The 22,973-nt window shown below is 62.9% G+C and carries 24 protein-coding genes; 11 read left to right on the forward strand and 13 right to left on the reverse strand.

The window, feature by feature from the left end; translation table 11 throughout:
• Positions 1 to 86: 86 nt before the first annotated feature.
• The 10 genes from rpmG to AYK65_RS06600 all read right to left on the reverse strand — a co-directional run bounded on the left by rpmG (position 87) and on the right by AYK65_RS06600 (position 12,046).
• Positions 87 to 254 (reverse strand): 50S ribosomal protein L33, encoded by a 168-nt coding sequence (gene rpmG, locus AYK65_RS06555; RefSeq protein ID WP_026612490.1) that lies wholly within the window; start codon positions 252 to 254, stop codon positions 87 to 89.
• A 95-nt stretch (positions 255 to 349) separates the two neighbouring features.
• Positions 350 to 1,534, reverse strand: a complete 1,185-nt coding sequence (locus AYK65_RS06560) for an MFS transporter (protein ID WP_046118296.1) — start codon at positions 1,532 to 1,534, stop codon at positions 350 to 352.
• 13 nt (positions 1,535 to 1,547) lie between these two features.
• Positions 1,548 to 2,261, reverse strand: a complete 714-nt coding sequence (locus AYK65_RS06565) for an NUDIX hydrolase (protein ID WP_081158063.1) — start codon at positions 2,259 to 2,261, stop codon at positions 1,548 to 1,550.
• Positions 2,258 to 2,713 (reverse strand): DUF983 domain-containing protein, encoded by a 456-nt coding sequence (locus tag AYK65_RS06570; RefSeq protein ID WP_026612487.1) that lies wholly within the window; start codon positions 2,711 to 2,713, stop codon positions 2,258 to 2,260. The genes AYK65_RS06565 and AYK65_RS06570 overlap by 4 nt, the downstream gene beginning before the upstream one ends.
• Positions 2,714 to 2,753: 40 nt before the next feature.
• The gene (rnr, locus tag AYK65_RS06575; protein WP_026612486.1) at positions 2,754 to 5,123 is read right to left on the reverse strand and encodes a ribonuclease R; all 2,370 of its coding nucleotides are present in this window, start codon (positions 5,121 to 5,123) and stop codon (positions 2,754 to 2,756) included.
• A gap of 2 nt (positions 5,124 to 5,125) precedes the next feature.
• On the reverse strand, positions 5,126 to 7,792 hold the full coding sequence (topA, locus tag AYK65_RS06580) for a type I DNA topoisomerase (RefSeq protein WP_026612485.1): 2,667 nt from the start codon (positions 7,790 to 7,792) through the stop codon (positions 5,126 to 5,128).
• 216 nt (positions 7,793 to 8,008) lie between these two features.
• Complete coding sequence (gene dprA, locus AYK65_RS06585; RefSeq protein WP_046118295.1) at positions 8,009 to 9,172, reverse strand: DNA-processing protein DprA; 1,164 nt, start codon at positions 9,170 to 9,172, stop codon at positions 8,009 to 8,011.
• On the reverse strand, positions 9,172 to 9,783 hold the full coding sequence (gene plsY, locus AYK65_RS06590) for a glycerol-3-phosphate 1-O-acyltransferase PlsY (protein ID WP_139793136.1): 612 nt from the start codon (positions 9,781 to 9,783) through the stop codon (positions 9,172 to 9,174). The genes dprA and plsY overlap by 1 nt, the downstream gene beginning before the upstream one ends.
• Before the next feature lie 32 nt (positions 9,784 to 9,815).
• Complete coding sequence (locus tag AYK65_RS06595; protein ID WP_081158064.1) at positions 9,816 to 11,108, reverse strand: dihydroorotase; 1,293 nt, start codon at positions 11,106 to 11,108, stop codon at positions 9,816 to 9,818.
• Positions 11,105 to 12,046, reverse strand: coding sequence for an aspartate carbamoyltransferase catalytic subunit (locus AYK65_RS06600; RefSeq protein ID WP_046118293.1), 942 nt, complete (start codon positions 12,044 to 12,046; stop codon positions 11,105 to 11,107). The genes AYK65_RS06595 and AYK65_RS06600 overlap by 4 nt, the downstream gene beginning before the upstream one ends.
• 157 nt (positions 12,047 to 12,203) lie before the next feature.
• On the opposite strand from AYK65_RS06600, the gene AYK65_RS06605 reads away from it, so the two are divergent.
• The gene (locus tag AYK65_RS06605) at positions 12,204 to 13,856 is read left to right on the forward strand and encodes an acyl-CoA dehydrogenase family protein (RefSeq protein ID WP_046118292.1); all 1,653 of its coding nucleotides are present in this window, start codon (positions 12,204 to 12,206) and stop codon (positions 13,854 to 13,856) included.
• Here AYK65_RS06605 and AYK65_RS06610 read toward each other — a convergent pair.
• On the reverse strand, positions 13,838 to 14,773 hold the full coding sequence (locus tag AYK65_RS06610) for an AEC family transporter (protein ID WP_026612480.1): 936 nt from the start codon (positions 14,771 to 14,773) through the stop codon (positions 13,838 to 13,840). The genes AYK65_RS06605 and AYK65_RS06610 overlap by 19 nt on opposite strands.
• 168 nt (positions 14,774 to 14,941) lie before the next feature.
• Between AYK65_RS06610 and AYK65_RS32340 the strand changes: the two genes are divergently transcribed.
• Both AYK65_RS32340 and AYK65_RS06615 read left to right on the forward strand, forming a co-directional pair.
• On the forward strand, positions 14,942 to 15,097 hold the full coding sequence (locus AYK65_RS32340; protein ID WP_167549643.1) for a hypothetical protein: 156 nt from the start codon (positions 14,942 to 14,944) through the stop codon (positions 15,095 to 15,097).
• Entirely contained in the window at positions 15,094 to 15,432 is a 339-nt protein-coding gene (locus AYK65_RS06615; protein WP_026612479.1) for a DUF6105 family protein, read from the forward strand. Before AYK65_RS32340 ends, AYK65_RS06615 begins: the two co-directional genes overlap by 4 nt.
• Here the strand turns inward: AYK65_RS06615 and ruvX are convergent.
• Positions 15,375 to 15,863 carry a Holliday junction resolvase RuvX gene (gene ruvX / locus AYK65_RS06620; RefSeq protein WP_026612478.1) on the reverse strand — a complete coding sequence of 163 codons (489 nt, stop codon included), beginning with the start codon at positions 15,861 to 15,863 and terminating at the stop codon, positions 15,375 to 15,377. The two genes, AYK65_RS06615 and ruvX, sit on opposite strands and share 58 nt — an antisense overlap.
• A 120-nt stretch (positions 15,864 to 15,983) precedes the next feature.
• On the opposite strand from ruvX, the gene AYK65_RS06625 reads away from it, so the two are divergent.
• The 4 genes from AYK65_RS06625 (at position 15,984) to AYK65_RS06640 (ending at position 19,200) form a co-directional block, all read left to right on the forward strand.
• Positions 15,984 to 16,688 carry a metal-dependent hydrolase gene (locus AYK65_RS06625; protein WP_046118291.1) on the forward strand — a complete coding sequence of 235 codons (705 nt, stop codon included), beginning with the start codon at positions 15,984 to 15,986 and terminating at the stop codon, positions 16,686 to 16,688.
• Positions 16,689 to 16,794: 106 nt separating this feature from the next.
• Complete coding sequence (gatC, locus tag AYK65_RS06630; protein WP_046118290.1) at positions 16,795 to 17,082, forward strand: Asp-tRNA(Asn)/Glu-tRNA(Gln) amidotransferase subunit GatC; 288 nt, start codon at positions 16,795 to 16,797, stop codon at positions 17,080 to 17,082.
• Between the two features lie 52 nt (positions 17,083 to 17,134).
• Entirely contained in the window at positions 17,135 to 18,616 is a 1,482-nt protein-coding gene (gene gatA / locus AYK65_RS06635) for an Asp-tRNA(Asn)/Glu-tRNA(Gln) amidotransferase subunit GatA (protein WP_046118289.1), read from the forward strand.
• 83 nt (positions 18,617 to 18,699) lie between these two features.
• Positions 18,700 to 19,200: a GNAT family N-acetyltransferase gene (locus AYK65_RS06640; RefSeq protein ID WP_046118288.1), complete on the forward strand. Its 501-nt coding sequence runs from the start codon at positions 18,700 to 18,702 to the stop codon at positions 19,198 to 19,200.
• Between the two features lie 91 nt (positions 19,201 to 19,291).
• Here the strand turns inward: AYK65_RS06640 and AYK65_RS06645 are convergent, their stop codons facing one another.
• Positions 19,292 to 19,546 (reverse strand): YjhX family toxin, encoded by a 255-nt coding sequence (locus AYK65_RS06645; protein ID WP_026612473.1) that lies wholly within the window; start codon positions 19,544 to 19,546, stop codon positions 19,292 to 19,294.
• A 339-nt stretch (positions 19,547 to 19,885) separates the two neighbouring features.
• Here AYK65_RS06645 and gatB point away from each other — a divergent pair, with 339 nt between their 5' ends.
• From gatB to AYK65_RS06665, 4 genes are all read left to right on the forward strand, one after another.
• Complete coding sequence (gene gatB / locus AYK65_RS06650; protein ID WP_026612472.1) at positions 19,886 to 21,388, forward strand: Asp-tRNA(Asn)/Glu-tRNA(Gln) amidotransferase subunit GatB; 1,503 nt, start codon at positions 19,886 to 19,888, stop codon at positions 21,386 to 21,388.
• Between the two features lie 2 nt (positions 21,389 to 21,390).
• Complete coding sequence (locus AYK65_RS06655; RefSeq protein WP_026612471.1) at positions 21,391 to 21,888, forward strand: GNAT family N-acetyltransferase; 498 nt, start codon at positions 21,391 to 21,393, stop codon at positions 21,886 to 21,888.
• A gap of 85 nt (positions 21,889 to 21,973) precedes the next feature.
• Positions 21,974 to 22,438 carry a GNAT family N-acetyltransferase gene (locus AYK65_RS06660; protein ID WP_046118287.1) on the forward strand — a complete coding sequence of 155 codons (465 nt, stop codon included), beginning with the start codon at positions 21,974 to 21,976 and terminating at the stop codon, positions 22,436 to 22,438.
• Between the two features lie 97 nt (positions 22,439 to 22,535).
• Positions 22,536 to 22,934 (forward strand): NADH:ubiquinone oxidoreductase subunit NDUFA12, encoded by a 399-nt coding sequence (locus tag AYK65_RS06665; protein ID WP_046118286.1) that lies wholly within the window; start codon positions 22,536 to 22,538, stop codon positions 22,932 to 22,934.
• Positions 22,935 to 22,973: the final 39 nt, after the last annotated feature.

Below are 22,973 nucleotides of genomic sequence, written 5' to 3' on the forward strand. Positions count from 1 at the left end.
TGTTGCGCAACATATCTGGGCGCAGCCGAAAAGAAAAAGCGCCGACCTTGACGGCGGCGCTCCTCGATCAACAGGAAATGGCGATCTTACTTGATCTTCGTTTCCTTGAATTCGACGTGCTTCTTGACGATCGGATCGTACTTCGTCTTCGTCATCTTTTCCGTCATCGTGCGGCTGTTCTTGGTCGTGACGTAGAAGTAACCCGTGTCGGCCGTCGACAGCAGCTTGATCTTGATGGTGGTAGCTTTCGCCATGGTCGTCCTGCCTTTATAAAAAAATGAAAGCCGTGGACAACCGGTTGCGGGCCACGGTCAAGGTTGGCGCGAAACTACAAATCGCGGCCGAAAAGTCAAGGCCGTTTTGGATTCAAAACCATGCGGGCGAGGGTAAGAACCACATAAAGCCCGAAGAAACCCGCGATGGCCCAGGCAAAGCCGTTATTGCCGGTGACGTCCATCGCCGCGCCGATCACCTGCGGTCCCGCCACCGTGCCGACGGCGTAGGAGAAAACGAAGGCAGCATTCGCGGCGGCGAGATCCGCTCCCTGAAGCCGTGAGCCGAGATGGCTGAGGCCGACTGTGTAGAGGCCGGAGACGCATCCGCCCCAGAACAGGAGCACCAGCGCCATCAGGAACCAGCTCTCGATGAGCATGGGCAGGAAGAGGGCGCCCACGAAGCCGATCAACGTCAGCGCCGACAGGATCCGTCGGCGGTCCTTCACGTGGTCGGAAAGCATGCCGAGTGGAATCTGGAAGATGAAATTGCCGATGCCCATCACCGTCAGGAGCAGGGCGGCCTGCGATTCGGTGAAGCCCGCGCGCGTCCCGAAGATCGGAAACAGCGAGAGGCCGCCCGATTCGACCGCGCCGAAGATAAAGACGGCTGCCGTCGCCGTCGGCACCAGGAAGACATAACGCATGAAGTGGCGCCCCGGCTTCTCGTCGAGCACCGGGCTTTCGTTACGTGCCAGAAAGATCGGAATCGCGGAAAGCAGGATTACGCCGGCGCCGACGGCGAAGGGCAGGACCCCTTCGCTGCCCAGGATCGAAAAGAGCAGGGGACCGCTCGCGAAGCCGAGCGACAGCACGGTGCCGTAGATGCCGAGCACGAAGCCGCGCCGGTTGGGCGGGGCCGTCGCATTGATCCAGAATTCCGAGAGAATGAAGAGAACAGTGATCGCACCGTGAAAGACGATGCGTAAGGGGAACCAGAGCCAGAAATTGGTGATGTAGTAGAAGCCAAGCGCGCTCGCCGCCGCGAACACTATGGCGAGAAGCATGGTTGGCGCGACGCCATGACGATGCGCAAATTTGGTCGTGAACGGGGCGGCTGCCATCGAGGCAAGGCCGGCCATCGCGGAATTCAGCCCGATCAGCGTCGGGGCGACGCCGCGCTTTTCCATGATGATGCTGAGGAGAGGCAGCCCGAGGCCGATCGCGATGCCGACGGCAGTGATCGAAGCGACCGCCGCGATCAGCGACGGCCAGTGGATTTCGTCAACCGGTGCAGGCGTACCGGGCGGCGGCTTCGACATGCGGCAAGAATCCTCAGAAAAGCGTGCGAACGGGGCGCCCGTGGCGCGTGAAGTAGAACGGTACGGCCCTTTCAGGCGCGAGGGACGGATCCGATTCGAGCCCGCTTCTCAGATCCGAAAGGATGATGGCGGTGATCTCCGGCACATGGAGGGAGGAAAAATCGCTGACATCGATCCACTGCAAATCCTGAAGCTCCCGGCTTTCCAGAACCAGCGAGGGATCGATCTCGGCTTCGTCCGCGAAAACCGCGAAGAACCGCGTGTCGAACCGCCTCGGGTGTCCCGGAGGGGTAATGGCTCGAGCCATATAGCGCAAGTTCGAAAGATCGGGAAGGAAAGGAAGGGATGCGCTCTTCCGGCCGTGTGCCTTGCCGAGGCTCACGCCCGCCTCCTCGTAAAGTTCCCTGGCGGCGGCCAGTGCGAGCGCCCGAGCGCGACTATCGGTAATCGGCTGCCCGTGTGTCACCTTGAGCGATCGCAGCACCGCAGGGTGAAGATCGCCCGTAAATCCCAGACGGTGATCGTCCGGATCGCGGCGGCCACCGGGAAAAACATAGAGATCCGGCAAGAAGGCATGGGCGCTGTGCCGTCTTCCCATCAACACGCGGACGCCTCTGCCCGATCGGTCGAGAAGCATGATGGAGGCCGCGTCGCGCGGTCTCACCCACGGGTGTTTTCGTGTTTCGGTCTGCTGCACGGAGTCGTCGCCCCGGCGCTCCGGTGTCATGCGGAAGGATCCCGCGGCGGCAGGGTGTCCTCGGGCCGGTCCTCATGGCCACCGAAGCCGTGCATTTTCAGCGCCCACTGCAGCCCGATGACGGCGCCTTTGACCGGCTGCATGAGGGCGACGGCACTGGCAAGCGTCACCGGCGCCCAGATCGCCAGGTGCTGCCACGTCGAAAGCGGCAGCACTAGGTCGGTCATCATATAGCCGCCAAGCACGACATGGCCGACAATGGTGACGACGATATAAGGCGGGAAGTCGTCGGCGCGGTGATGGTCCATGCGTTCGCCGCAGGCATCGCAAGCGTCCACCGATTTGAGGAAGGCGCGAAACAGGCGGCCGCGGCCGCAGGCCGGGCAGGTCCCGAAAAAGCCGCGCTTCATCGACCGGCCGACTGGCCGCTCATCGCTCTCCGCTCCACCAAGTCGGACCATCTCCGTCGCCGTTGCCTTCATGCCCAAATCCTTCGTACCGGACGGCCGGCGCATCCGGCCATCAGCGCCGCCCGCGCGGCGCTCGCGTTCCCGGCCGCTTGCGGTCGCTCGATCGCTGGCGCCGACCGGCCTTGTGGAAGGAGCGCATCGCCGTCGGCATCTTTCGCCCCTCGCTTAACATCTCGAAGCGGAGCGCGCCTGCAAGTGGAACTGCCTCTGCCAGCTTGACCCGAACCGGGTCGCCGAGACGATAGCCCAGACCGGACTTCTCCCCGGAGAGGGCCTGATGCGCTTCGTCATAGATGAAATAGTCGCGCCCGAGCGTAGATATAGGGATGAAGCCGTCGGCGCCATAGGAGGGAAGGGTGACAAAAAGTCCCGCCTTGGTGACCCCTGAAACGCGCCCGTCGAATTCTTCTCCGACGCGGCCGTTCAGATGGTGGGCGATCAACCGATCAACGGTGTCGCGTTCGGCTGCCATCGCGCGTCGTTCGAAGGTGGAGATTTCGGCGGCAATGTCATCCAGCACGCCTTCCTCCTGCGGCGTGATTCCACCTTCGCCAAGGCCAAGCGAAGCAACGAGCGCCCGGTGGACGATCAGGTCGGCATAGCGCCGAATCGGAGAGGTGAAGTGCGCGTAGCGCATCAGGTTGAGACCGAAATGGCCGATGTTTTCCGGGCTGTAGATCGCCTGACTTTGCGACCGCAGCACCATTTCGTTGACCATCGTCTCGTAGGGCTTGCCATCCGCCTTTGCGAGGATGCCGTTGAAGTTGTTTGCGCGCATGTTGCCGCCCTTGGCAAGCGAGATGTCAAGCGTTGCCAGGAATTCGCGCAGGCTTTCCTGCTTGGCGAGCGAGGGTTGATCGTGGACGCGGTAGATCAGCGCCTGACGTTTCTGCTCCAGGGTTTCGGCCGCCGCGACATTGGCCTGGATCATCATTTCCTCGATGAGCTTGTGGGCATCGAGACGCTCCGGGACGAAGACCCGGTCGACGGTGCCATCCGGCTTCAAGATGATCTTGCGCTCCGGCACGTCGAGCTCGAGCGGCTGGCGCCGCTCCCGTCCGCGCGTGAGGATGCGATAGGCTTCCCACAGCGGCTTTAGGATCGGCTCCAAAATGGGGCCGGTCTTTTCGTCCGGAGCTCCGTCGATTGCGGCCTGGGCCTGCTGGTAGGAGAGCTTGGCGGCGCTTCGCATCATGATGCGATGAAACGTATGGCCGGCCTTGCGACCCTCCCTGGAGAATCGCATCCGCACGGCGAGCGCCGGACGGTCGACGCCCTCCTTTAGCGAGCAGAGGTCGTTGGAAATGCGCTCGGGTAGCATCGGCACGACGCGATCTGGGAAGTAGACGGAGTTTCCGCGTTTCAGCGCTTCAAGGTCGAGCGCCGACTTTGGCTTGACGTACCAGGAGACGTCGGCGATCGCGACCGTGACGATGACGCCGCCGGGATTGTCGGGCGACGGGTCCGGTTCGGCGTAGACGGCGTCGTCGTGATCCTTGGCGTCCGCCGGGTCGATCGTGATCAGCGGCAGCGAGCGCCAGTCCTCGCGATGCGCCATCGTCGCAGGCTGCGCCGCTTCGGCCTCCTTCAGCACGCGCTCCGGAAAGACGTGCGGGATGCCGTGCGCATGGATCGCGATCATCGAGATCGCCTTTTCGGAGGCGACCGAGCCGATGACGGTTTGCACCTGGGCGCGCGGCAGGCCGTAACGGCCGATCCGTGCGAGATGCACCTCGACGAGGTCGCCGTCTTTGGCTTCGCCGGTAAACTCGGCATCCACGAGGACTTCCTCGCCGCGCTTGTCGATCGGCATCAGCCGGCCGCCACCACCGGGGGCGGCTCGAAAGACCCCGAGTACGGCGTCCTTGCGCTTGTCGAGCACCTTGATGATGCGCGCGGTGTATGCGGGGCCGCCGCGTTCCTTCGAGGGAAAGATCTTGGCGAGCACCCGGTCGCCGAGACCGCCGACCGGTGCCTTGCCTTTTGTCTTCGCGACGCTCGACTGACGGATCAGCACTGCCGGCGCAACGCCGTCGTCGTCCAACCACTCGGCCGGCCGGCCGATCAGGTCGCCGTCGATGTCGCGAATGGTGATGTCGAGCACGGCGACAGGCGGAAGCCCACCGGGACGGACGAGCGACTTGCGCTTCTTTTCGACGAGGCCGTCCTCTTCCAGCGAACGCAACACCGCCTTGAGTTCCACGCGCGCTTCCCCCTTCAGGCCGAAAGCCTTGGCGATCTCGCGCTTTGAGGCCTGTTGCGGGTTTTCGGCGATGAAGCGCATCAGCACATCGCGGGGCGGGACGACGCCTTGAACGATCGTCTCCTTCTCGGCAGCCGCTGTCGTCCTGGCCGCGCGGCCGCTTTTCTTGCCTGCGCCCTTTCCGGGCGTTTCGGTCGGGTCGCGCGGGAGTCTGGTCAATGTCAGCCCTTCTTGGCCTTCGCGGCCGTTTTCGTCTTTGGAGCGGCTTTCGGCTTGTCGGACTTTGCAGTCCCGACCGACCTCGCCTTGGCGGCTTTCGTCGAAGCCGCCTTTACCTTGCTTCCTTTCGCCTTTGTCGCGCCGCCCTTCGCTGCGCGCTCGGCGATAAGCGCAAGCGCCTCCTCGACCGTGATGGATTGCGGGTCCTTGCCCTTGGGCAGCGTGGCATTGACCTTGCCCCAATTGACATAGGGGCCGAAGCGGCCGTCGCGAACAGTAATCGCGCCGCCCTCGGGATGTTCCCCGAGTTCCTTCAGGGATGCGGCAGCGGTACGCCCGCGTGCGCCGCTTGCGCCCTTGGACTGCTTGTCCGCTAGCACCGAAATTGCGCGGTTAAGCCCGATCGAGAAGACGTCCTCGACCGAATCGAGATTGGCGTAGGTGCCGTCATGCAGCACGAACGGCCCATAGCGCCCGATGCCGGTGGAGATCATCTTGCCTGTTTCCGGGTGCTTGCCGATGTCGCGCGGCAGCGAGAGAAGGGCGACGGCCTTTTCGTGATCGATCGTCGCCGGTGTCCAGCCCTTCGGCAGGCTGGCACGCTTGGCGTCCTTGCCGTCGCCGCGTTGGACGTAAGGACCGAAGCGGCCGCTGCGCAAGGTGATTTCCTCGCCGGTGTGCGGATCCTTGCCGAGACTCTGCGGCTCGTTGGATACGGCCGCCTCCGCATCGCCGTTGTTCTCGGACGAAAGCTGGCGGGTGTAGTTGCACTCCGGATAGTTGGAGCAACCGACGAAGGCGCCGTATTTGCCGAGCTTCAGCGAGAGCTTGCCGGTACCGCAGACCTGGCAGATACGCGGGTCGCCGCCATCCTCGCGTTTCGGGAAGACGAGTGGGGCCAGTTCTTCGTTCAGCGCATCGAGCACGTTGGTGACGCGCAGTTCCTTCGTGTCCTCGATCTGGGAGAAGAAGTCCCTCCAGAATTCTCGCAGCACGTCCTTCCAATTGAGCTCGCCGGCGGAAATCTGGTCGAGCTTCTCCTCGAGCGATGCGGTGAAACCGTACTCGACATAGCGGGTGAAGAAGCTCTCGAGGAACGCCGTCACCAGCCGACCCTTGGCCTGCGGTACCAGTTTGCGCTTGTCGATCGCTACATAATCGCGATCGATGAGCGTGCTGACCGTCGCCGCATAGGTCGAGGGCCGGCCGATGCCGAGTTCTTCCATCTTCTTGATGAGCGTCGCTTCCGAATAGCGCGGCGGCGGCTCGGTGAAGTGTTGGGTGGCGTTGATCTTCTGCTTCGCGAGATTTTCGCGCGCATTGATCTCCGGCAGGCGGCCGCCGTCCTCGTCATCCGCCTGCTCGCCGTCTTCCTTCGCGTCGGTGTAGGCGGCGATAAAGCCGTCGAAGCGGATAACCGAACCGGTCGCCCGGAGGCCCGCCTTCTTGCCGCCGTTGTCGGCCAGGATCTCGGCGGTTGTCCGCTCGATTTCGGCAGACGCCATCTGGCTGGCGATGCCGCGCTTCCAGACGAGGTCGTAGAGCTTCAGCATGTCGCCGTCGAGGAAGCGGCGGACCTGGTCGGGCGTGCGGTTGAAATCCGTCGGGCGGATCGCTTCGTGCGCTTCCTGGGCGTTCTTCGCCTTGGTGGAATAGAAGCGTGGCTTTTCCGGCAGGTAGCGTTCGCCGAACTGGCTGCCGATCGCCCGGCGAGCGGCGTCGATCGCTTCCGGCGCCATCTGCACGCCGTCGGTACGCATATAGGTTATGAGACCGACGGTTTCGCCGCCCACATCGACGCCTTCGTAGAGCTTCTGCGCCACCTGCATCGTGCGTGTGGCCGAGAAGCCGAGCTTCGAGGACGCGGCCTGCTGCAGCGTCGAGGTGGTGAAAGGCGGGGAGGGATTGCGCTTGACCGGCTTGGCCTCGACGCTTTCGACCACGTAGCTCGCGCCGTCGAGCAGGGCCCTCAGCCGGTTGGCTTCGTCTGCATTGCCGATCGCTTTCGGCTGCAGCCGTTTGCCGTCGGCCGAAACGAGCCGCGCTTCGAACTCGTCGCCGCGCGGCGTCTTCAGGAGCGCCGAGATGTTCCAGTATTCTTCGGAGACGAACCGCTCGATTTCCGCCTCGCGATCGCAGACGAGACGCAGTGCCACCGATTGCACGCGGCCGGCCGAGCGCGCGCCCGGCAGCTTGCGCCAGAGAACGGGCGACAAGTTGAAGCCGACGAGATAGTCGAGCGCACGGCGGGCGAGATAGGCGTCCACCAGCGAGGCGTCGATGTCCCGCGGCTCCGCCATAGCGTCGAGCACAGCCTTTTTGGTGATCGCGTTGAAGACGACGCGCTTGACCGGCTTGTCGCCGATGACCTTCTTCTTCTTGAGAAGGTCCAGCACGTGCCAGGAGATTGCCTCACCTTCGCGATCCGGGTCAGTCGCGAGGATCAATCCGTCGGACGACTTCACCGCGTCGGCAATGTCCTTCATCCGTTTTGCTGAGGCGCCGTCGACTTCCCATGACATCTCGAAGTCTTCGTCGGGGCGAACCGACCCGTCCTTGGCAGGCAGATCCCGCACGTGGCCGAACGAAGCAAGCACCTTGTAGCCGGGGCCGAGATACTTGTTAATCGTCTTGGCCTTGGAAGGCGATTCCACCACTACAACATTCATCGTCATACTCTGAGACAATCTGTTCCGGCAAAGCGCAAGTCCTGCGTGCCCATTATCGACGCACGACATGGACAGGGATTCGGGCGCGGTCAAGGGGTTTCATCGAAAATAGCGATATCGCTATCGAGCGCAACCACACGGCAACATTCGAGTTGCCTCAACCGTTGGTCGTTTCTCGGGCGGTTTGCGAGGGATCGACGATGCCCGCAACAAACCTCAATCCACCGGGACGAGGGATACGAGATTGGCCCCGTGGCGGCAGAGCTGACCGGCGAGGTCCAGCTCGACCAGTACGAGATGGACGGCTGACGCGGAGAGCCCGGTGTGGCGGATGACATCGTCTATGTCGACCGGCGTGGGCCCGAGCGCTTCGACGATCAACGAGCGATCGCTGTCGTCCGGGGCCCTTGGCGTCGGCTGCGTAGTCTCGACCGCCGGCTCCTTGACGTCCAAATTGCTGCTCGAACGCGTGAAGAGGTCATCCCGGCTGAGAGGCGCCAATGCCTCGACGACATCGGCCGGAGAGGTCGTGACGATCGCGCCCTGTTTCAAGAGGTTGTTCGTGCCATGGCAGCGCGGGTCGAGCGGCGAGCCGGGAACGGCGAAAACCAACCGGCCGAAATCGGCGGCGTAGCGGGACGTGATCAGCGACCCCGAGCGGTTGGCCGCCTCGACGACGGCAACGCCCAGGCTGACCCCGGCGATAAGCCGGTTTCGCCGAGGAAAATCGCGTGCACGTGGCTCCCAGCCGAACGGCATCTCGCTGATGGCCAATCCTTCGCCGGAGACGATCTCCTGCAACAATCCGACATTCTCCGGCGGATAGGGCCTGTCGAGGCCGCCCGCCAGCGCCGCGATCGTGCCGGTGTGCAGGCTCGCCCGATGGGCCGCGGTGTCGATGCCGCGAGCAAGGCCGGAGGTGATGACATAGCCAGCAGCACCCGCGTCGCGGGCGATCATGGCGGCGAATTTAGCGCCGCTCACCGAGGCGTTTCTGGAGCCGACGACGCCAAGCGAGAGACGGGCGGCGACCTTGAGGTTGCCCTTCATGGCGAGAAGCGGAGGAGCGCCGTCGATTTCCCTCAGCGCCGGCGGATAGTCGGGCTCGCCGATGCCGACGAAGACGGCCCCGAACCGGTGCGCCATTTCGAGCTCGCGCTCGGCATCGTCTGCCGTCGCGATGCGAACCGAGCGGTCCGATCCGCCGCGCCGGGAAAGCTCCGGCAGGGCATCGAGCGCGGCTTCCGCCGTGCCGAAGTGATTGATGAGATCCCGGAATGTGGCGGGCCCGACATTGTCGCTGCGGATCAGCCGCAGCCAGGCGATTTTCTGCCGTTCCGTCAGCGCAATCCCGCTTCGTCGCACGCTGCCGCTCAGCATTAACCCTTTTCTCCGATCCGGCTTTCAGTGCCGTTCAAGAGCCGTTGGATATTGGCGCGGTGCTTGATCCAGGTGATGACCGTCATGATGGCAAAGGCTATGGCCACTTTTCCGTATCCCGCCGCATAAAGCGCAATCGGGACGACAGCGGTCGCAACAAGAGCCGACAGCGAGGAGTAGCGCGTGATTCGCGCCAAGGCGAGCCAGATCGCGGCGAAGACCAGTACCATGACGGGCGCGAGCCCGAGCAACACGCCGATATAGGTCGCGACGCCTTTTCCGCCTTTGAAGGAAAGCCAGACCGGATAGAGATGCCCGAGAAAGGCCGCAAGCCCTGCGGCGATGCCGGCTTCAACACCCCAGCGGGAGGCGATGGCGGCTGCCGCCGTGCCCTTGAGCGCGTCGAGCAGCAGTGTGGCGGCGGCGAGCTTCTTGTTGCCCGTTCTGAGCACGTTCGTCGCGCCGATATTGCCCGAGCCGATCTTGCGGACATCGCCGAGCCCCGCCATGCGTGTAAGGATGAGACCGAATGGGATCGAGCCCAGGAGATAGCCGAACGCAAGGCTCAGAAGTGTTGTCGGCAGCCCCGCCTGCCAGGAAAACATGTCCACCGGTTCTTCCCCCCCGCCCAAACGCTTTCCGCTTACAGTGAGTGCACGAGCTTGCCCGCAACATAGGTCTGCACGACCCGACCGGTAAAGCGCGCATTTTCGAAGGGTGTGTTCTTTGAGCGCGAAACCAACGCCTTCTCGTAGAGAACCCAGGGTTCGTCGAGGTCGAGGATGGTGATGTCCGCTTTCGCGCCGGGTTTCAGGGTTCCCGCGTCCAGACCGAATATGGAGGCGGGCCGTGTCGACAGCGCATCGATCAGCCGCATCAGCGGGACCTCGCCGCTGTGGTAGAGCCGAAGGGCGGCCGCCGCGAGGGTTTCGAGGCCGATTGCACCGTCCGCCGCGTCGGCAAAGGGGAGGCGCTTGGTATCGGCACCCTGCGGATCATGCGAGGAAACGATGATGTCGATCGTGCCCTCGGCAAGCGCCCGGACCATCGCGACTCGGTCGTCTTCACCGCGCAAGGGAGGCGAGAGCTTGAAGAAGGTCCTGTACTCGCCGATGTCGTTTTCGTTCAGCGTCAGGTGATTGATCGAAATGCCGCAGGTGACGTTCGCGCCGCGCTCCCGTGCTGAGCGCACGGCCTCGGCCGATTCGGGGACGGAGATTTCGGCCGCATGATAGGCGGCCCGAGTCAGTGCAGCGATGCGAAGGTCGCGCTCGAGCGGGATGATCTCCGCCTCGCGGGGAATCCCGGGCAGGCCGAGCCAGCTTGCGAGCAGCCCTTCATTCATGACGCCATTGCCGCCGAGATATTTGTCGCGTGTTTCAAGCGCGACAACCGCGCCGAAATCGCGCGCGTAAGTCATCGCGCGACGAAGGACCAAGGTGTCGTGGACCGGCTGCCGGCCATTGGTGAAGCAGACGGCGCCTGCATGGCGAAGCAAGCCGAGCTCGGTCATCTCTTCGCCGAGCAAGCCCTTGGTGAGCGCCGCCGCCGGAAGGACGTTGACGAGCGCTTTGTCGCGCGCGGTCTTCTGCACGAATTCCACGAGGGCGATTTCATCGATCACCGGATCGGTGTCGGGCATGGCGATGAAGGAGGTGACGCCGCCGGTCGCCGCAGCGCGGGCGGCCGACTCGATCGTCTCACGATATTCGGTGCCCGGCTCGCCGACGAAGACGCGCGCATCGACGAGGCCAGGGACGGCGACGAGCCCCGCGCAGTCCTTGACAAAGGCACCCGATGGCGCCCCCTGGTTCTGGGCGTCCTCCCCGGCCGCAACGATCCGGCCGTCGCTGCCGACGATGATCGTGCCGGTTTCGTCGAGATTTCGCGAAGGATCGACGATGCGCAGGTTTTGCAGAACGAGAGGTCTGGTCATAGGCGCGGGCCCTGGTTCTGCGAGAGAAGAAGCGTCTCCATCACGGCCATGCGCACGGCAACTCCCATCTCCACTTGCTGTTCGATCACGCTCTGCGGTCCGTCGGCGATTTCGGAGGCGATCTCGACGCCGCGATTCATCGGGCCCGGGTGCATGACGAGCGCATCGTCCTTGGCGAACTTCAGCTTTTCGGCGTCCAGGCCGTAGTAGTGGAAGTATTCGCGCACCGACGGCACGAAGGAGCCGGCCATGCGCTCGCGCTGCAATCTCAACATCATCACCACATCCGCGTCTTTCAGGCCCTCGGCCATCGAGTGGTAGACCTCGACGCCCATCTGCTCGATGCCGGCCGGAAGCAGCGTCGTCGGCGCAACGACACGGACGCGCGCGCCCATCTGATTGAGGAGCAGGATGTTGGAGCGTGCGACGCGCGAATGCAGGACGTCGCCACAGATCGCCACGATGATCCGCGAGAGCTTTCCCTTGGCCCGGCGGATCGTCAGCGCGTCGAGCAGCGCCTGCGTCGGATGCTCGTGCTGGCCGTCGCCGGCGTTGACAACCGAGCAGGAGACTTTCTGCGCGAGCAGTGCGGCGGCGCCCGCAGAGGAGTGGCGTACGACGAGCACGTCCGGACGCATGGCGTTCAAGGTCATCGCCGTGTCGATCAGCGTCTCGCCCTTCTTCACCGAGGAGTTGCCGACGGACATGTTCATGACGTCGGCACCGAGACGCTTGCCCGCCAGTTCGAAGGAAGACTGTGTCCGGGTCGAGGCTTCGAAGAAGAGATTGATCTGAGTCAGGCCGCGGAGCGAAGAGGTTTTCTTCTCCCTCTGGCGGGAGATCTTGACGGCCTCGTCGGCGCGATCGAGCAGGAGCGTGATATCCTGTTCCGTCAGCCCCTTGATGCCGAGCAGGTGGCGATGCGGGAAAGTGATCATGAGCCGCCCTTGCACTCTGGAATTTGGCCCGCTCTATAGAACGTGGCCAGGGGCGCGGCAAGTGGCGCGGTCGGCCGCGTGCCGCCCTTCCGAAGAAAACTTGTGCGGCACCCGGGTGCCTGTTTCGCCCCTGCGAAACTTGCGCTAGAACCGGCCTATGAATCAGATGAACCGGACCGAACAGAAACTTGCCGAACTGAACCAGCCCAAGCCCTGGTCCGGTATCAACGCCTATCGTTCCGATCCCCTGGTGGTTGACATCACCTCGGCTATGCCGAAGACGCTGCGCGATGAATTCGACGCGCTCGGCCGTTACGCAACGTCGCCGGAGGCGCAGGAACTGGCGCGCATGGCAAACGAGGGCGCGCCGAAACTGAAGACGCACGGCCCGCGCGGCGAACGTCTCGACGTGGTCGAGTTCCACCCGGCCTGGCATGCGCTGATGCGCCGGTCGATGACGACGGGGTTGCATTCTTCCGCCTGGGAGAATCTGCCGGACGAGCGCGGCCGTTCGCACAAGGTGAGGGCGATCCGCTTCTATTTGACCGCACAGCTTGAATGCGGGCATCTCTGCCCGTTGACGATGACCAGCGCTTCGGTCGCCGCGATCACGGCCTCGCCCGCCGTCCAGAAGGAATGGGCGCCGAAGATCCTGTCGCGCAAGTACGATTCGTCGAACCGACCGTGGATGCAGAAGTCCGCGGTCACGATCGGCATGGGCATGACGGAGAAGCAGGGTGGCACCGATGTGCGTGCCAACACCTCGACCGCCGAGCGCGTGGGCGAGGGCATCTATCGCCTCAACGGGCACAAATGGTTCATGTCAGCCCCGATGAGCGATGCCTTCGTCATGCTGGCGCAAACCCGGGAAGGACTCGGCTGTTTCCTGGTGCCGCGGCTGCTCGAGGACGGCGGCGCCAATGGCCTGCGCTTCCAGCGCTTGAAAGACAAGCTCGGCAACCGTTCGAACGCGTCATCGGAGGTTGAGTTCTCGGACACCTTCGGTTTCCTGCTCGGAGCGCCGGATGCCGGTATCCGCACGATCCTCGACATGGTGACATTGACACGGCTCGACTGTGCGCTGGCCTCTGCCGGCATGATGCGTGCCTCGCTCGCCGAAGCCGTGCACCATACCCGCGGCCGCAAGGTCTTCGGCAAGACGCTTGTCAGCCAGCCGATGATGACGCGGGTTCTTGCCGACATGGCGTTGGATGTCGCCGCCGCGAGCGCGCTCTCATTCCGCCTCTCCGAGGCCTTCGATAATGCCCATAGCAGCGCCGCCGATGCCGCCTACGCGCGGATCATGACGCCGGTTGCGAAATATTGGTGCTGCAAGATCGCCCCCGCGCTCATCTACGAGGCGATGGAGTGCCTTGGCGGCAACGGCTATGTGGAAGAGCGGGCGCTCGCCCGTCATTACCGCGAAGCGCCGGTTAATGCGATCTGGGAAGGCTCCGGCAATGTGATGGCCTTGGATGTGTTGCGGGTGCTTGGGCGGCGCAAGGAATTGTTCGAACAGCTCTTCGCCACCATCGGCCGCGACCTCGGCCCCGCCGGAGCCAAGACGATTGACGTTCTGCGTGCCGCCATGTCGCTCTGCGAGCGCGACGAGGGGGCCGCTCGCATGCTCGTCGAACAGCTCGCGCTCGCCGCGGCGGCGGCGGAGCTTTACCGGCTCGGTGCAGGGCGTATCGCCGACGCGTTCCTCGAATCGCGACTTGCCGCCGGCTGGCGCTCCACCTATGGCATGCTCGATTCGCGCTTCGATTCGGCCTACATCCTCGATCTGCTCTACCCGGCAGCCACGTAACCGGTAACGAAGAGCACGAGCGGTATCGTGAAGAACGAGACCCCCGTCTGGATCGTTGCGACGGAAGCGTAAAGTTCCGCATCGCCTCCCATCTGCTTGGCCAGCAGATAGCCGTTCATGGCCGTAGGTACAGCCGCGCCGACCGCGATGACGAGCAGGGCATCTCCCCGGATGCCGAGGAGCGCACTGCCGCCTACCATGAACATCGGCATGACGAGCAGCTTGAGCGCGACCGCGAGAAGCGCGGGCATGCTCGGCTTCAGCGCGTCAGCGATCTTGAGGCCGGCGCCGACCATGATCAGCCCCAGGCTGAGCGAGGCGGTCGCCAACATGTCGATCGCCGTCATCACCGGCGCATAAAGCTGGAGGCCGGTCAGGTTGAACAGTATTCCAACCGCCGACGAGATGATCAGGGGATTGGTGGCGATCTTCAGAAAAAAGAAACCGACGCCGCGGCTGCCGCCACCGAACCAGACCAGAACGGCGACATTGTAAAAATTGATCGGGATGATGATCAGCGTCATCACCAGCGCCGTCAGGCTGAGGCCGATCGCCCCATAGAGCTTTTGTGCGACTGCGAGCGCTATGAAGGCGTTCCACCGCGTTGCAGTCTGGAAGATCGACGTGAAGGTAGCACCGGAAACGCCGCTGCCACGCAGCAGGGGCCAGCTCGAAAGCAGTGCGGCCGACATCAGCGTCACGCTGCCGATCGTCGCAATCGCCGTCGCGTCGGCTTTCATGCCGGTGAAATCCGCCTTCGCCAAAGTCGAGAAGAGAAGCGCGGGAAAGAGGAGGTAATAGCCGAATTGTTCGAGGCCGATCCAAAGCCCCTGGTCCACGAGTGTCGTCCGTCGAAGCGCAACACCGAGAATCACGAGTAGGAAGACAGGCAGGATGCTTTCGAAAACGACGGTCATGGCGGACCCAGGCAGACGGAGGTTCCACGCATAGAGCGATGGACCGCGGGCGGCAAGCCGATTCCCGACTGTGAATGTTAACCTTAACAAATGGTTTACGTTGCGCCGGCCCCCTGGAGGTGGAGATACTGGCCGTGCAATCAATGAAATCCGGAACGGAGCGGTTCGGTGAAAGCTGGCTTGCTGATCATCATGATGATGTTTTTCGCCGGACTGGCGCTCGACATAGCGACGCTGGCGGTCGCGCTGACCGCTTTCGCTCTGCTCGACCGGGCAATCTATCCGTTCGTCCGGGGACAGCGTGCGGAGAGGGGAGCTCTATGAAGTGGCTGCTGATCTTCTGGGGTGGCCCGGTGATGCTGCTCAGCGGTTGGTACGGGCTCTCCTATTATGACATGAGCTTCGGCATCTTCATGCTGACCCGCGAAGCGCATGACCTCGTCTTTCGCATATACGGGCATATCCTCGGTATTCCGCCGGAGACCATTCCGCCGCTCGTCGCCCGGGCGATGGTCGTCGATACCCTGATCGTTTTCGGCCTCGTCGCGCTTAGGAATTGGCGGCTGATCGCGGCCTGGTGCCGGCGCCGTTTCGGCGCGCCTCAATCATCGGAGGCGCCGTCCCTCGCGAGCGAGGCCAATCTGTCGAGCGCTCCCTGAAGGATGAAGGAGGCGGCGGCCGAGTCGATGCGCTCGGCCCGCTTCTTGCGCGACACATCCATTTCGATCAGCGCCCGCTCGGCAGCAACCGTCGAAAGCCGCTCGTCCCAGAGCACGAAGGGAATATCCGTCTTCTCGCCCATATTGCGCACGAAGGCCCGAGTCGCCTGGCAGCGCGGACCCTCGGTCCCATCCATGTTGACGGGCAGACCGATGACGAAGGCCGCGATCTTCTCCTTTGCAGCGACCGACAACAGCGCCTCGGCATCGATGCTGAACTTGACGCGCCGGATCACGTCTCGCGGTGTCGCGAAGCGCCGCCCGAGATCGGAAACGGAGAGGCCGATTGTTTTCGTGCCGAGATCCAGCCCGGCGATCGCCTGGTAGGGCGGCAGCCGCTCCGCGAGTTCTTCGATGGTGAGAATTGCCATAGTATTGCCGATTCGATCTTTCCACTTTGCCGGTCTGATCCATATGCTTGTCCGAGAGATAAATCGATCACGATTGTGCTACGGCTCTGTCGGACGGATCGTGATTTGAAGGAGAACGTCATGAAAATCAAATGGCTCGGCCACTCCGCCTTCCATATCGAGACCGCAAAGGCGAAAATCCTGATTGACCCGTTCTTCACCGGCAACCCGGCGTTCCAGGAGAGCGACCGCAAGGCAGCCGCCGCCGGGCTCACGCACATCCTTCTCACGCACGGTCACGGCGATCACGTCGGCGACACGGTGGCGATCGCCAAAGAAACAGGTGCAACGGTTCTTGCCAACTTCGACCTCTGCATGTGGCTCGGCCGACAGGGCGTGTCCAAGCTGGAGCCCGGCAATACGGGCGGAACGATCCAACTCGGCAGCTTCTCCGCCACTTTCGTCAACGCGCTGCATTCGTCGGCCCAGATCACTGAAGACGGCGTTTCCCACTCGCTCGGCAACGCCAACGGCCTCGTCCTCCATTTTGACGACGAGCCGACGCTTTATCACATGGGCGACACGGATATCTTCTCCGACATGGCGCTCGTCCAGGAACTACACGAGCCGGTTATCGGCATTGTGCCGATCGGCGACCGTTTTACCATGGGCGGTGCCGTGGCGGCTCTTGCCTGCCAGCGTTATTTCCAATTCAACACCGCGATTCCTTGCCACTACGGATCCTTCCCGATCATCGACCAGACGCCTGAAACCTTCGTTGTCGGCATGGACGGCGCCTCGACGCTCGTCGCGACGCCCGAAGTCGGAGGCGCCGTCACGCTCTAAGCTGGAGCGGCGGCCGGGTGCAGAAGAGGGTCGGCGATATTCGCGAGTTGCACGTTGTGCAACTCGTCTTTATAGCGGGGGAAACTTTGAGATACCGGAGACGACCATGTCCGTAGACCTAGCCACCGTGAAGCGCGTCGCGCGTCTTGCCCGCATCGCTGTCAGCGAAGAGGAGGCGCAGCGGATGATGGGTGAGCTCAACGGCATCTTGGGCTTCGTCGAGCAACTCTCCCAAGTGAATGTCGATGGTGTCGAACCGATGACATCGGTGACGCCGATGAAGATGAAGAAGCGGGAAGACATTGTCGCCGACGGCGACAAGGCAAGCGACATCGTCGCCAACGCGCCGAATTCGGACCGCAACTTCTTCCTCGTCCCGAAGGTGGTCGAGTAACAAGTCGCCTTCCCGTTTCCGACGCCCTGATTTGCGAAAGTCCGATTGCACCATGACCGACCTCACGAGCCTCACGATCGCCGAAGCCCGCACGAAGCTTGCCGCCAAGGAAATTACCGCGGTTGAACTGACCGATGCCTATCTGTCCGCGATCGAGGCAGCCAACGAGATGATCAATGCCTACGTCGCCGTCACGCCCGAAAAGGCGCGTGAGATGGCGAAGGCCTCCGATGCCCGCATCACGGCCGGCAATGCCGGTCCGCTTGAGGGCATTCCGCTCGGCATCAAGGATCTCTTCGGAACGGAAGGCATCCATACGCAGGCTTGCAGCCACATCCTCGATGGCTTCAAGCCGCGCTATGAGTCGACCGTCACCCAGAATCTCTGGAATGACGGTGCCGTCATGCTCGGCAAGCTCAACATGGACGAGTTCGCCATGGGCTCCTCCAACGAGACGTCCTACTACGGTCCGGTCAAGAACCCGTGGCGCGCCAAGGGCTCGAACCTTGACCTCGTGCCGGGCGGCTCTTCCGGCGGCTCGGCGGCCGCGGTCGCGGCTCATCTCTGCGCCGGCGCCACGGCCACCGACACCGGCGGCTCGATCCGCCAGCCCGCAGCCTTCACCGGCACCGTAGGCATCAAGCCGACCTATGGCCGCTGCTCGCGCTGGGGCATCGTCGCCTTCGCTTCCTCGCTCGACCAGGCTGGCCCGATCGCGCGTGACGTACACGACGCGGCAATCCTCCTGAAGTCGATGGCGAGCGTCGATCCCAAGGACACGACCTCCGTCGACCTGCCGGTTCCGGATTACGAAGCGGCTATCGGTCAGTCGATCAAGGGCATGAGGATCGGCATTCCGAAAGAGTACCGCGTCGACGGCATGCCGGAAGAGATCGAGGCGCTCTGGCAGCAGGGCGTCGCCTGGCTCAAGGACGCTGGCGCCGAAATCGTCGACATCTCGCTGCCGCATACGAAATACGCGCTGCCGGCCTATTACATCGTCGCGCCGGCCGAAGCATCTTCCAATCTCGCGCGCTATGACGGGGTGCGCTACGGTCTGCGCGTCGACGGTAAGGACATCATCGACATGTATGAGAAGACGCGCGCCGCCGGCTTCGGCCAAGAGGTCAAGCGCCGCATCATGATCGGCACCTATGTGCTTTCCGCCGGCTACTACGATGCCTACTACCTGCGCGCCCAAAAGGTCCGCACCTTGATCAAGCGCGACTTCGAGCTCGCTTTCCAGGCGGGTGTCGATGCGATCCTGACCCCGGCAACGCCGTCGTCGGCCTTCGGCATCGCCGATGAGGACCTCGCTTCCGATCCGGTCAAGATGTATCTGAACGACATCTTCACCGTGACCGTGAACATGGCCGGACTTCCGGGAATCGCCGTACCAGGCGGGCTCGATCACAAGGGCTTGCCGCTCGGCCTGCAATTGATCGGCAAGCCGTTCGACGAGGAAACGCTGTTCAAGACGGCCCATGTCATTGAGCAGGCGGCCGGCCGCTTCACGCCGTCCAAGTGGTGGTGAGACGGCATCCGGAGCTGCCGACGCGCGGCTGTGGTCAAGAAGTGAGATAAATGCTGTAGTGGAGCGGAGAGGGGTTCCGCTTCATGGTCGTCATTCGCCACGCTCGTCAAAACGAGGCCTGTCTACTTGTCGAGATAGGGCTTAGGGCATGGGAAAAGGCGATCGCCGGGATAGGTGACGTCGGAAGCATGCGCGGACCCGCCGAGCGCGCCTTCGGCGATTTCCTCGTAGGGCACTGGCTTTCGGTCCTGTTGATCGAAGACGACCGCCGTATCTGCGGCTGGGCGGCCCGCGAAGGTCTCGACGACACCATCTCAGACTTGTGGATCGACCCCGTGGCGCAGGGCAGAGGCTTCGGCGCAGCATTGCTTGCGGAAGTCGAGAAACAAATAGCGATCGACGGCTTTGATGTCGCAAGTGCGAAAACGCATGCGCAGAACGCGTCCGCAGTCGCCTTCTTCCAGCGCGCCCGCTATCAGGTGAGCTGGCTCTCGACCGCCTATTCGCAGAAGCTTGATCGCGACGTCGAATTCATTGGTCTTGCCAAGCGGCTCGCGCTCGAGGATGCGGCAGACGAGCTTTAGACCCCGCATAGAAGTTGCTTTGCGTAACGGCGATACCGGAGATATTTCACATCTCCGGTATCGCGGATTGTCAGCGACGCTCGCCCGCCGCTTAGCGGTTGTCGAGCTCCGAGCGGACCAGATAGAGGCCGCGCTCCGTGATCCGGTAAGGTTTGCCGCCCGACGATCTGATAGCCCGCTTGCGCTTCAGCTTGCGGAAGAGCTCCAGATCGATGCCGGGATAGACCCAGCCGTCCCGTGTGAAACAGCGGATTTCGGCAATCGCCTTGCCGTCGCGGCTGATTTCGATGCGGCCGCCCTGGGCCAAATGATGAAGGATGCGCTGCTCGGCGCGTGAAATGTCCATCGTTTGAGTGTTCCGGAATGGCGTTCGTTAGAACGCAGGAAAACGTTCCGTTCTTCGAGGAGAAGAGCGGGGTTCAACGTTTCCGGCCCGTGCGCGCGATTCTGCGAGAATGCGGGCAGGGGCCCTTACCGGGACTCAAGCTGACGGAACATAAAAACTCCTAGCGGACGGTGAAATTCCTAGGAAATCATTGCGCAAACGTCAAGGTTGCAAAGGCGGGGGTGATGGCGAGCCCAAGCCGTCGGCGTACGACATGCGGCGCGCCTCACAAGCCTTGCACCTAGGGATCAATTGCTCTACCGAGAAACCACGAATTCAGGCTTCAAAGAAGAGCATGAGATGAGCATCGTTGACGTCCGCACCCCCGACCCGAAACGCTTCATTCCCGGCGCCACCGGCGACTGGGAGGTCATCATCGGCATGGAGGTCCATGCCCAGGTGCTGAGCAACTCGAAGCTGTTCTCCGGGGCGTCGACCGAGTTCGGCAACGAGCCGAACGCCAATGTCTCGCTGGTCGATGCGGCGATGCCTGGGATGCTGCCGGTCATCAATGAGGAATGCGTCAAGCAGGCTGTGCGCACTGGTCTCGGCCTCAAGGCCAGGATCAACAAACGCTCGATCTTCGACCGCAAGAACTATTTCTACCCGGACCTGCCGCAGGGCTACCAGATCTCGCAGTACAAGAACCCGATCGTAGGCGAGGGCACGATCACTATTTCGATCGGTCCGGATCGCCAAGGCCAGTTCGAGGATGTCGAGATCGGCATCGAGCGCCTGCATCTGGAGCAGGACGCCGGCAAGTCGATGCACGACCAGCATCCCTCCATGTCCTTCGTCGATCTCAACCGCTCGGGCGTGGCGCTGATGGAGATCGTGTCCAAGCCGGACCTGCGCTCCTCGGACGAAGCCAAGGCCTATCTCACCAAGCTGCGCTCCATCCTGCGCTATCTCGGCACCTGCGACGGCAACATGGACGAAGGCTCGATGCGCGCCGACGTCAACGTCTCGGTGCGCCGTCCGGGCGAGCCCTTCGGCACGCGCTGCGAGATCAAGAACGTCAACTCGATCCGCTTCGTCGGCCAGGCGATCGAATATGAAGCCCGTCGCCAGATCGGCATTCTGGAGGACGGCGGCATCATCGACCAGGAGACCCGCCTCTTCGACCCGAACAAGGGCGAGACGCGCTCCATGCGTTCGAAGGAGGAAGCACACGACTACCGCTACTTCCCCGATCCGGATCTCCTGCCGCTCGAATTCGACGATGCTTTCGTGGAATCATTGAAGGCGGATCTGCCGGAATTGCCGGACGATAAAAAGGAACGCTTCGTCCGCGATCTCGGGCTGTCCGTTTATGACGCCTCCGTTCTCGTCTCGGAAAAGGCGATCGCCGACTATTTCGAGGCGGTGGCGGCGGGGCGCGATGGCAAGACGGCTGCCAACTGGGTGATCAACGACCTGCTCGGTGCTTTGAACAAGGCCGGCAAGACCATTGAAGAGACCCCGGTCTCTCCGGCTCAGCTTGGCGGCATTATCGATCTCATCAAGGATGGCACCATTTCCGGCAAGATCGCCAAGGACCTCTTCGAAATCCTTTGGAACGAGGGCGGCGATCCGGCGGAAATCGTCGAGAGCCGCGGCATGAAGCAGGTCACCGACACCGGTGCGATCGAGAAGGCGGTCGACGAAATCATCGCCGCCAACCCCGATCAGGTGGAAAAGGCGAAGGCCAAGCCGTCGCTCGCCGGCTGGTTCGTCGGGCAGGTGATGAAAGCGACCGGCGGCAAGGCGAACCCGCAGGCCGTCCAGGCTCTCGTCAAATCCAAGCTCGGCATCGAGGAGTGACGATGTTCTTCGTCCGGACGGCAAGCGAGCGCGATCTTGAGAAGGTCAGTGCCCTGCTGGCCGAGACGTGGCACGCGAGCTACGATAGCTTCTATGGTGCCGACAAGGTGAACGAGCTGACCGCGAAGTGGCATTCCGTCGATGCCTTGCGCGCCCGGCTGCAGCGCAAGAACTCGGAATTCGTCGTCGCGGACAATGGCCGCGAGATAGCCGGCATGGCCTACGCGGCCATGTCGGACAAGCTCGAAAAGACCGTCGTCCTCCATCAGCTCTATGTGCTGCCGAGATATCAACGTCACGGGATCGGCCGCGACATGTTCGCCGAGCTCGAAAGCTGCTTCCCGGACGCGGAGCGCATGCGGCTCGAAGTCGAGCCGCAGAACCTCCACGCGCTCGCCTTTTACCGCGCGCACGGGTTTGTGGAGGTTGCGCGCACGGCCAATTGCGGCGACGACCAATCCGGCATACCCGCGCTCATTCTCGAGAAGCTTCTCCACTGACACGGCCAATCCGCGGCATTGTCATGGTCCTGTCGCGGTCCGATGGTTGATGCAGAGAAATTGCGTATTCGTCACCGGGTGCGAAATGACGGCAGATCTCGAAATCCGTAAGGCCAGTCGCGAGGATTTGCCGGCGATCGTCGCCCTATTTGCGAATGATCGCCTCGGCGGGCACGGTGATACTACAGATGCGGCAGCCTTCGACGATTACGTCTCGGCCTTCGAGAAGATCGAGGCTTCAGCGCACCAGGCGCTTTACGTTGCATGCCTTAAGGGGGAAATCGTCGGCACCTTCCAGACGGCGATCTCCACCTCGCTGCCCGGGCGCGGCAGCTCAAGCCTGATCATCGAAGCCGTGCAGACGCGTGAGGACATGCGCGGCCGCGGCATCGGCGAACGCATGGTTCGCCACGCGATCGCCGAAGCGCGTGAGAAGGGCGCGGCAAAGGTGCGGCTTACCTCGAACATCGCTCGAATCGATGCGCATCGCTTCTACGAACGCCTCGGTTTCGAGCGCAGCCATTTCGGCTTCAAGATGCAAGTGAAATGACGGTGGAATCACTGGACATGGCGGAAGCGGCGCGGCATAAGCGGGGGCGACATGTGAAATCCGGCTGCCTCCCGACGGCCGGTAAGGGACGAAGCCTATGAAGAAGCTCCTGCTGCAGATTTTCACCTGGTGGAACGGACAGACGATCGGTACGCGCTTTCACACCTGGCGCAACGGCCAGCGCGTCGGCGAAGACGAGTTCGGCAACGTTTATTATCAGGGCGGCACGGACTCGGAGGGCCGGACGCGCCGCTGGGTGATCTACAACGGCCCTGCCGAGGCGTCGGCGATCCCGCCAGGCTGGCACGGCTGGATGCATCACCGCACCGACATTTCCCCCGCCGACGAAAAATATACTGCGCGCGAGTGGCAGAAGCCGCATCGCCCGAATCCGACCGGTACGCCCAACGCCTATCGCCCGAAGGGCTCGCTCGCCGCAACGGGCATGCGCCCCCGCGTGACGGGCGATTATGACGCCTGGACGCCGCGCTCCTGAGGCGGGATGAGGAGGCGGCTCGTTCGCGCCCATACTGGC

The sequence above is a fragment of the Ensifer aridi genome (assembly GCF_002078505.1).
In the GTDB taxonomy this organism is placed as follows: domain Bacteria; phylum Pseudomonadota; class Alphaproteobacteria; order Rhizobiales; family Rhizobiaceae; genus Sinorhizobium; species Sinorhizobium aridi.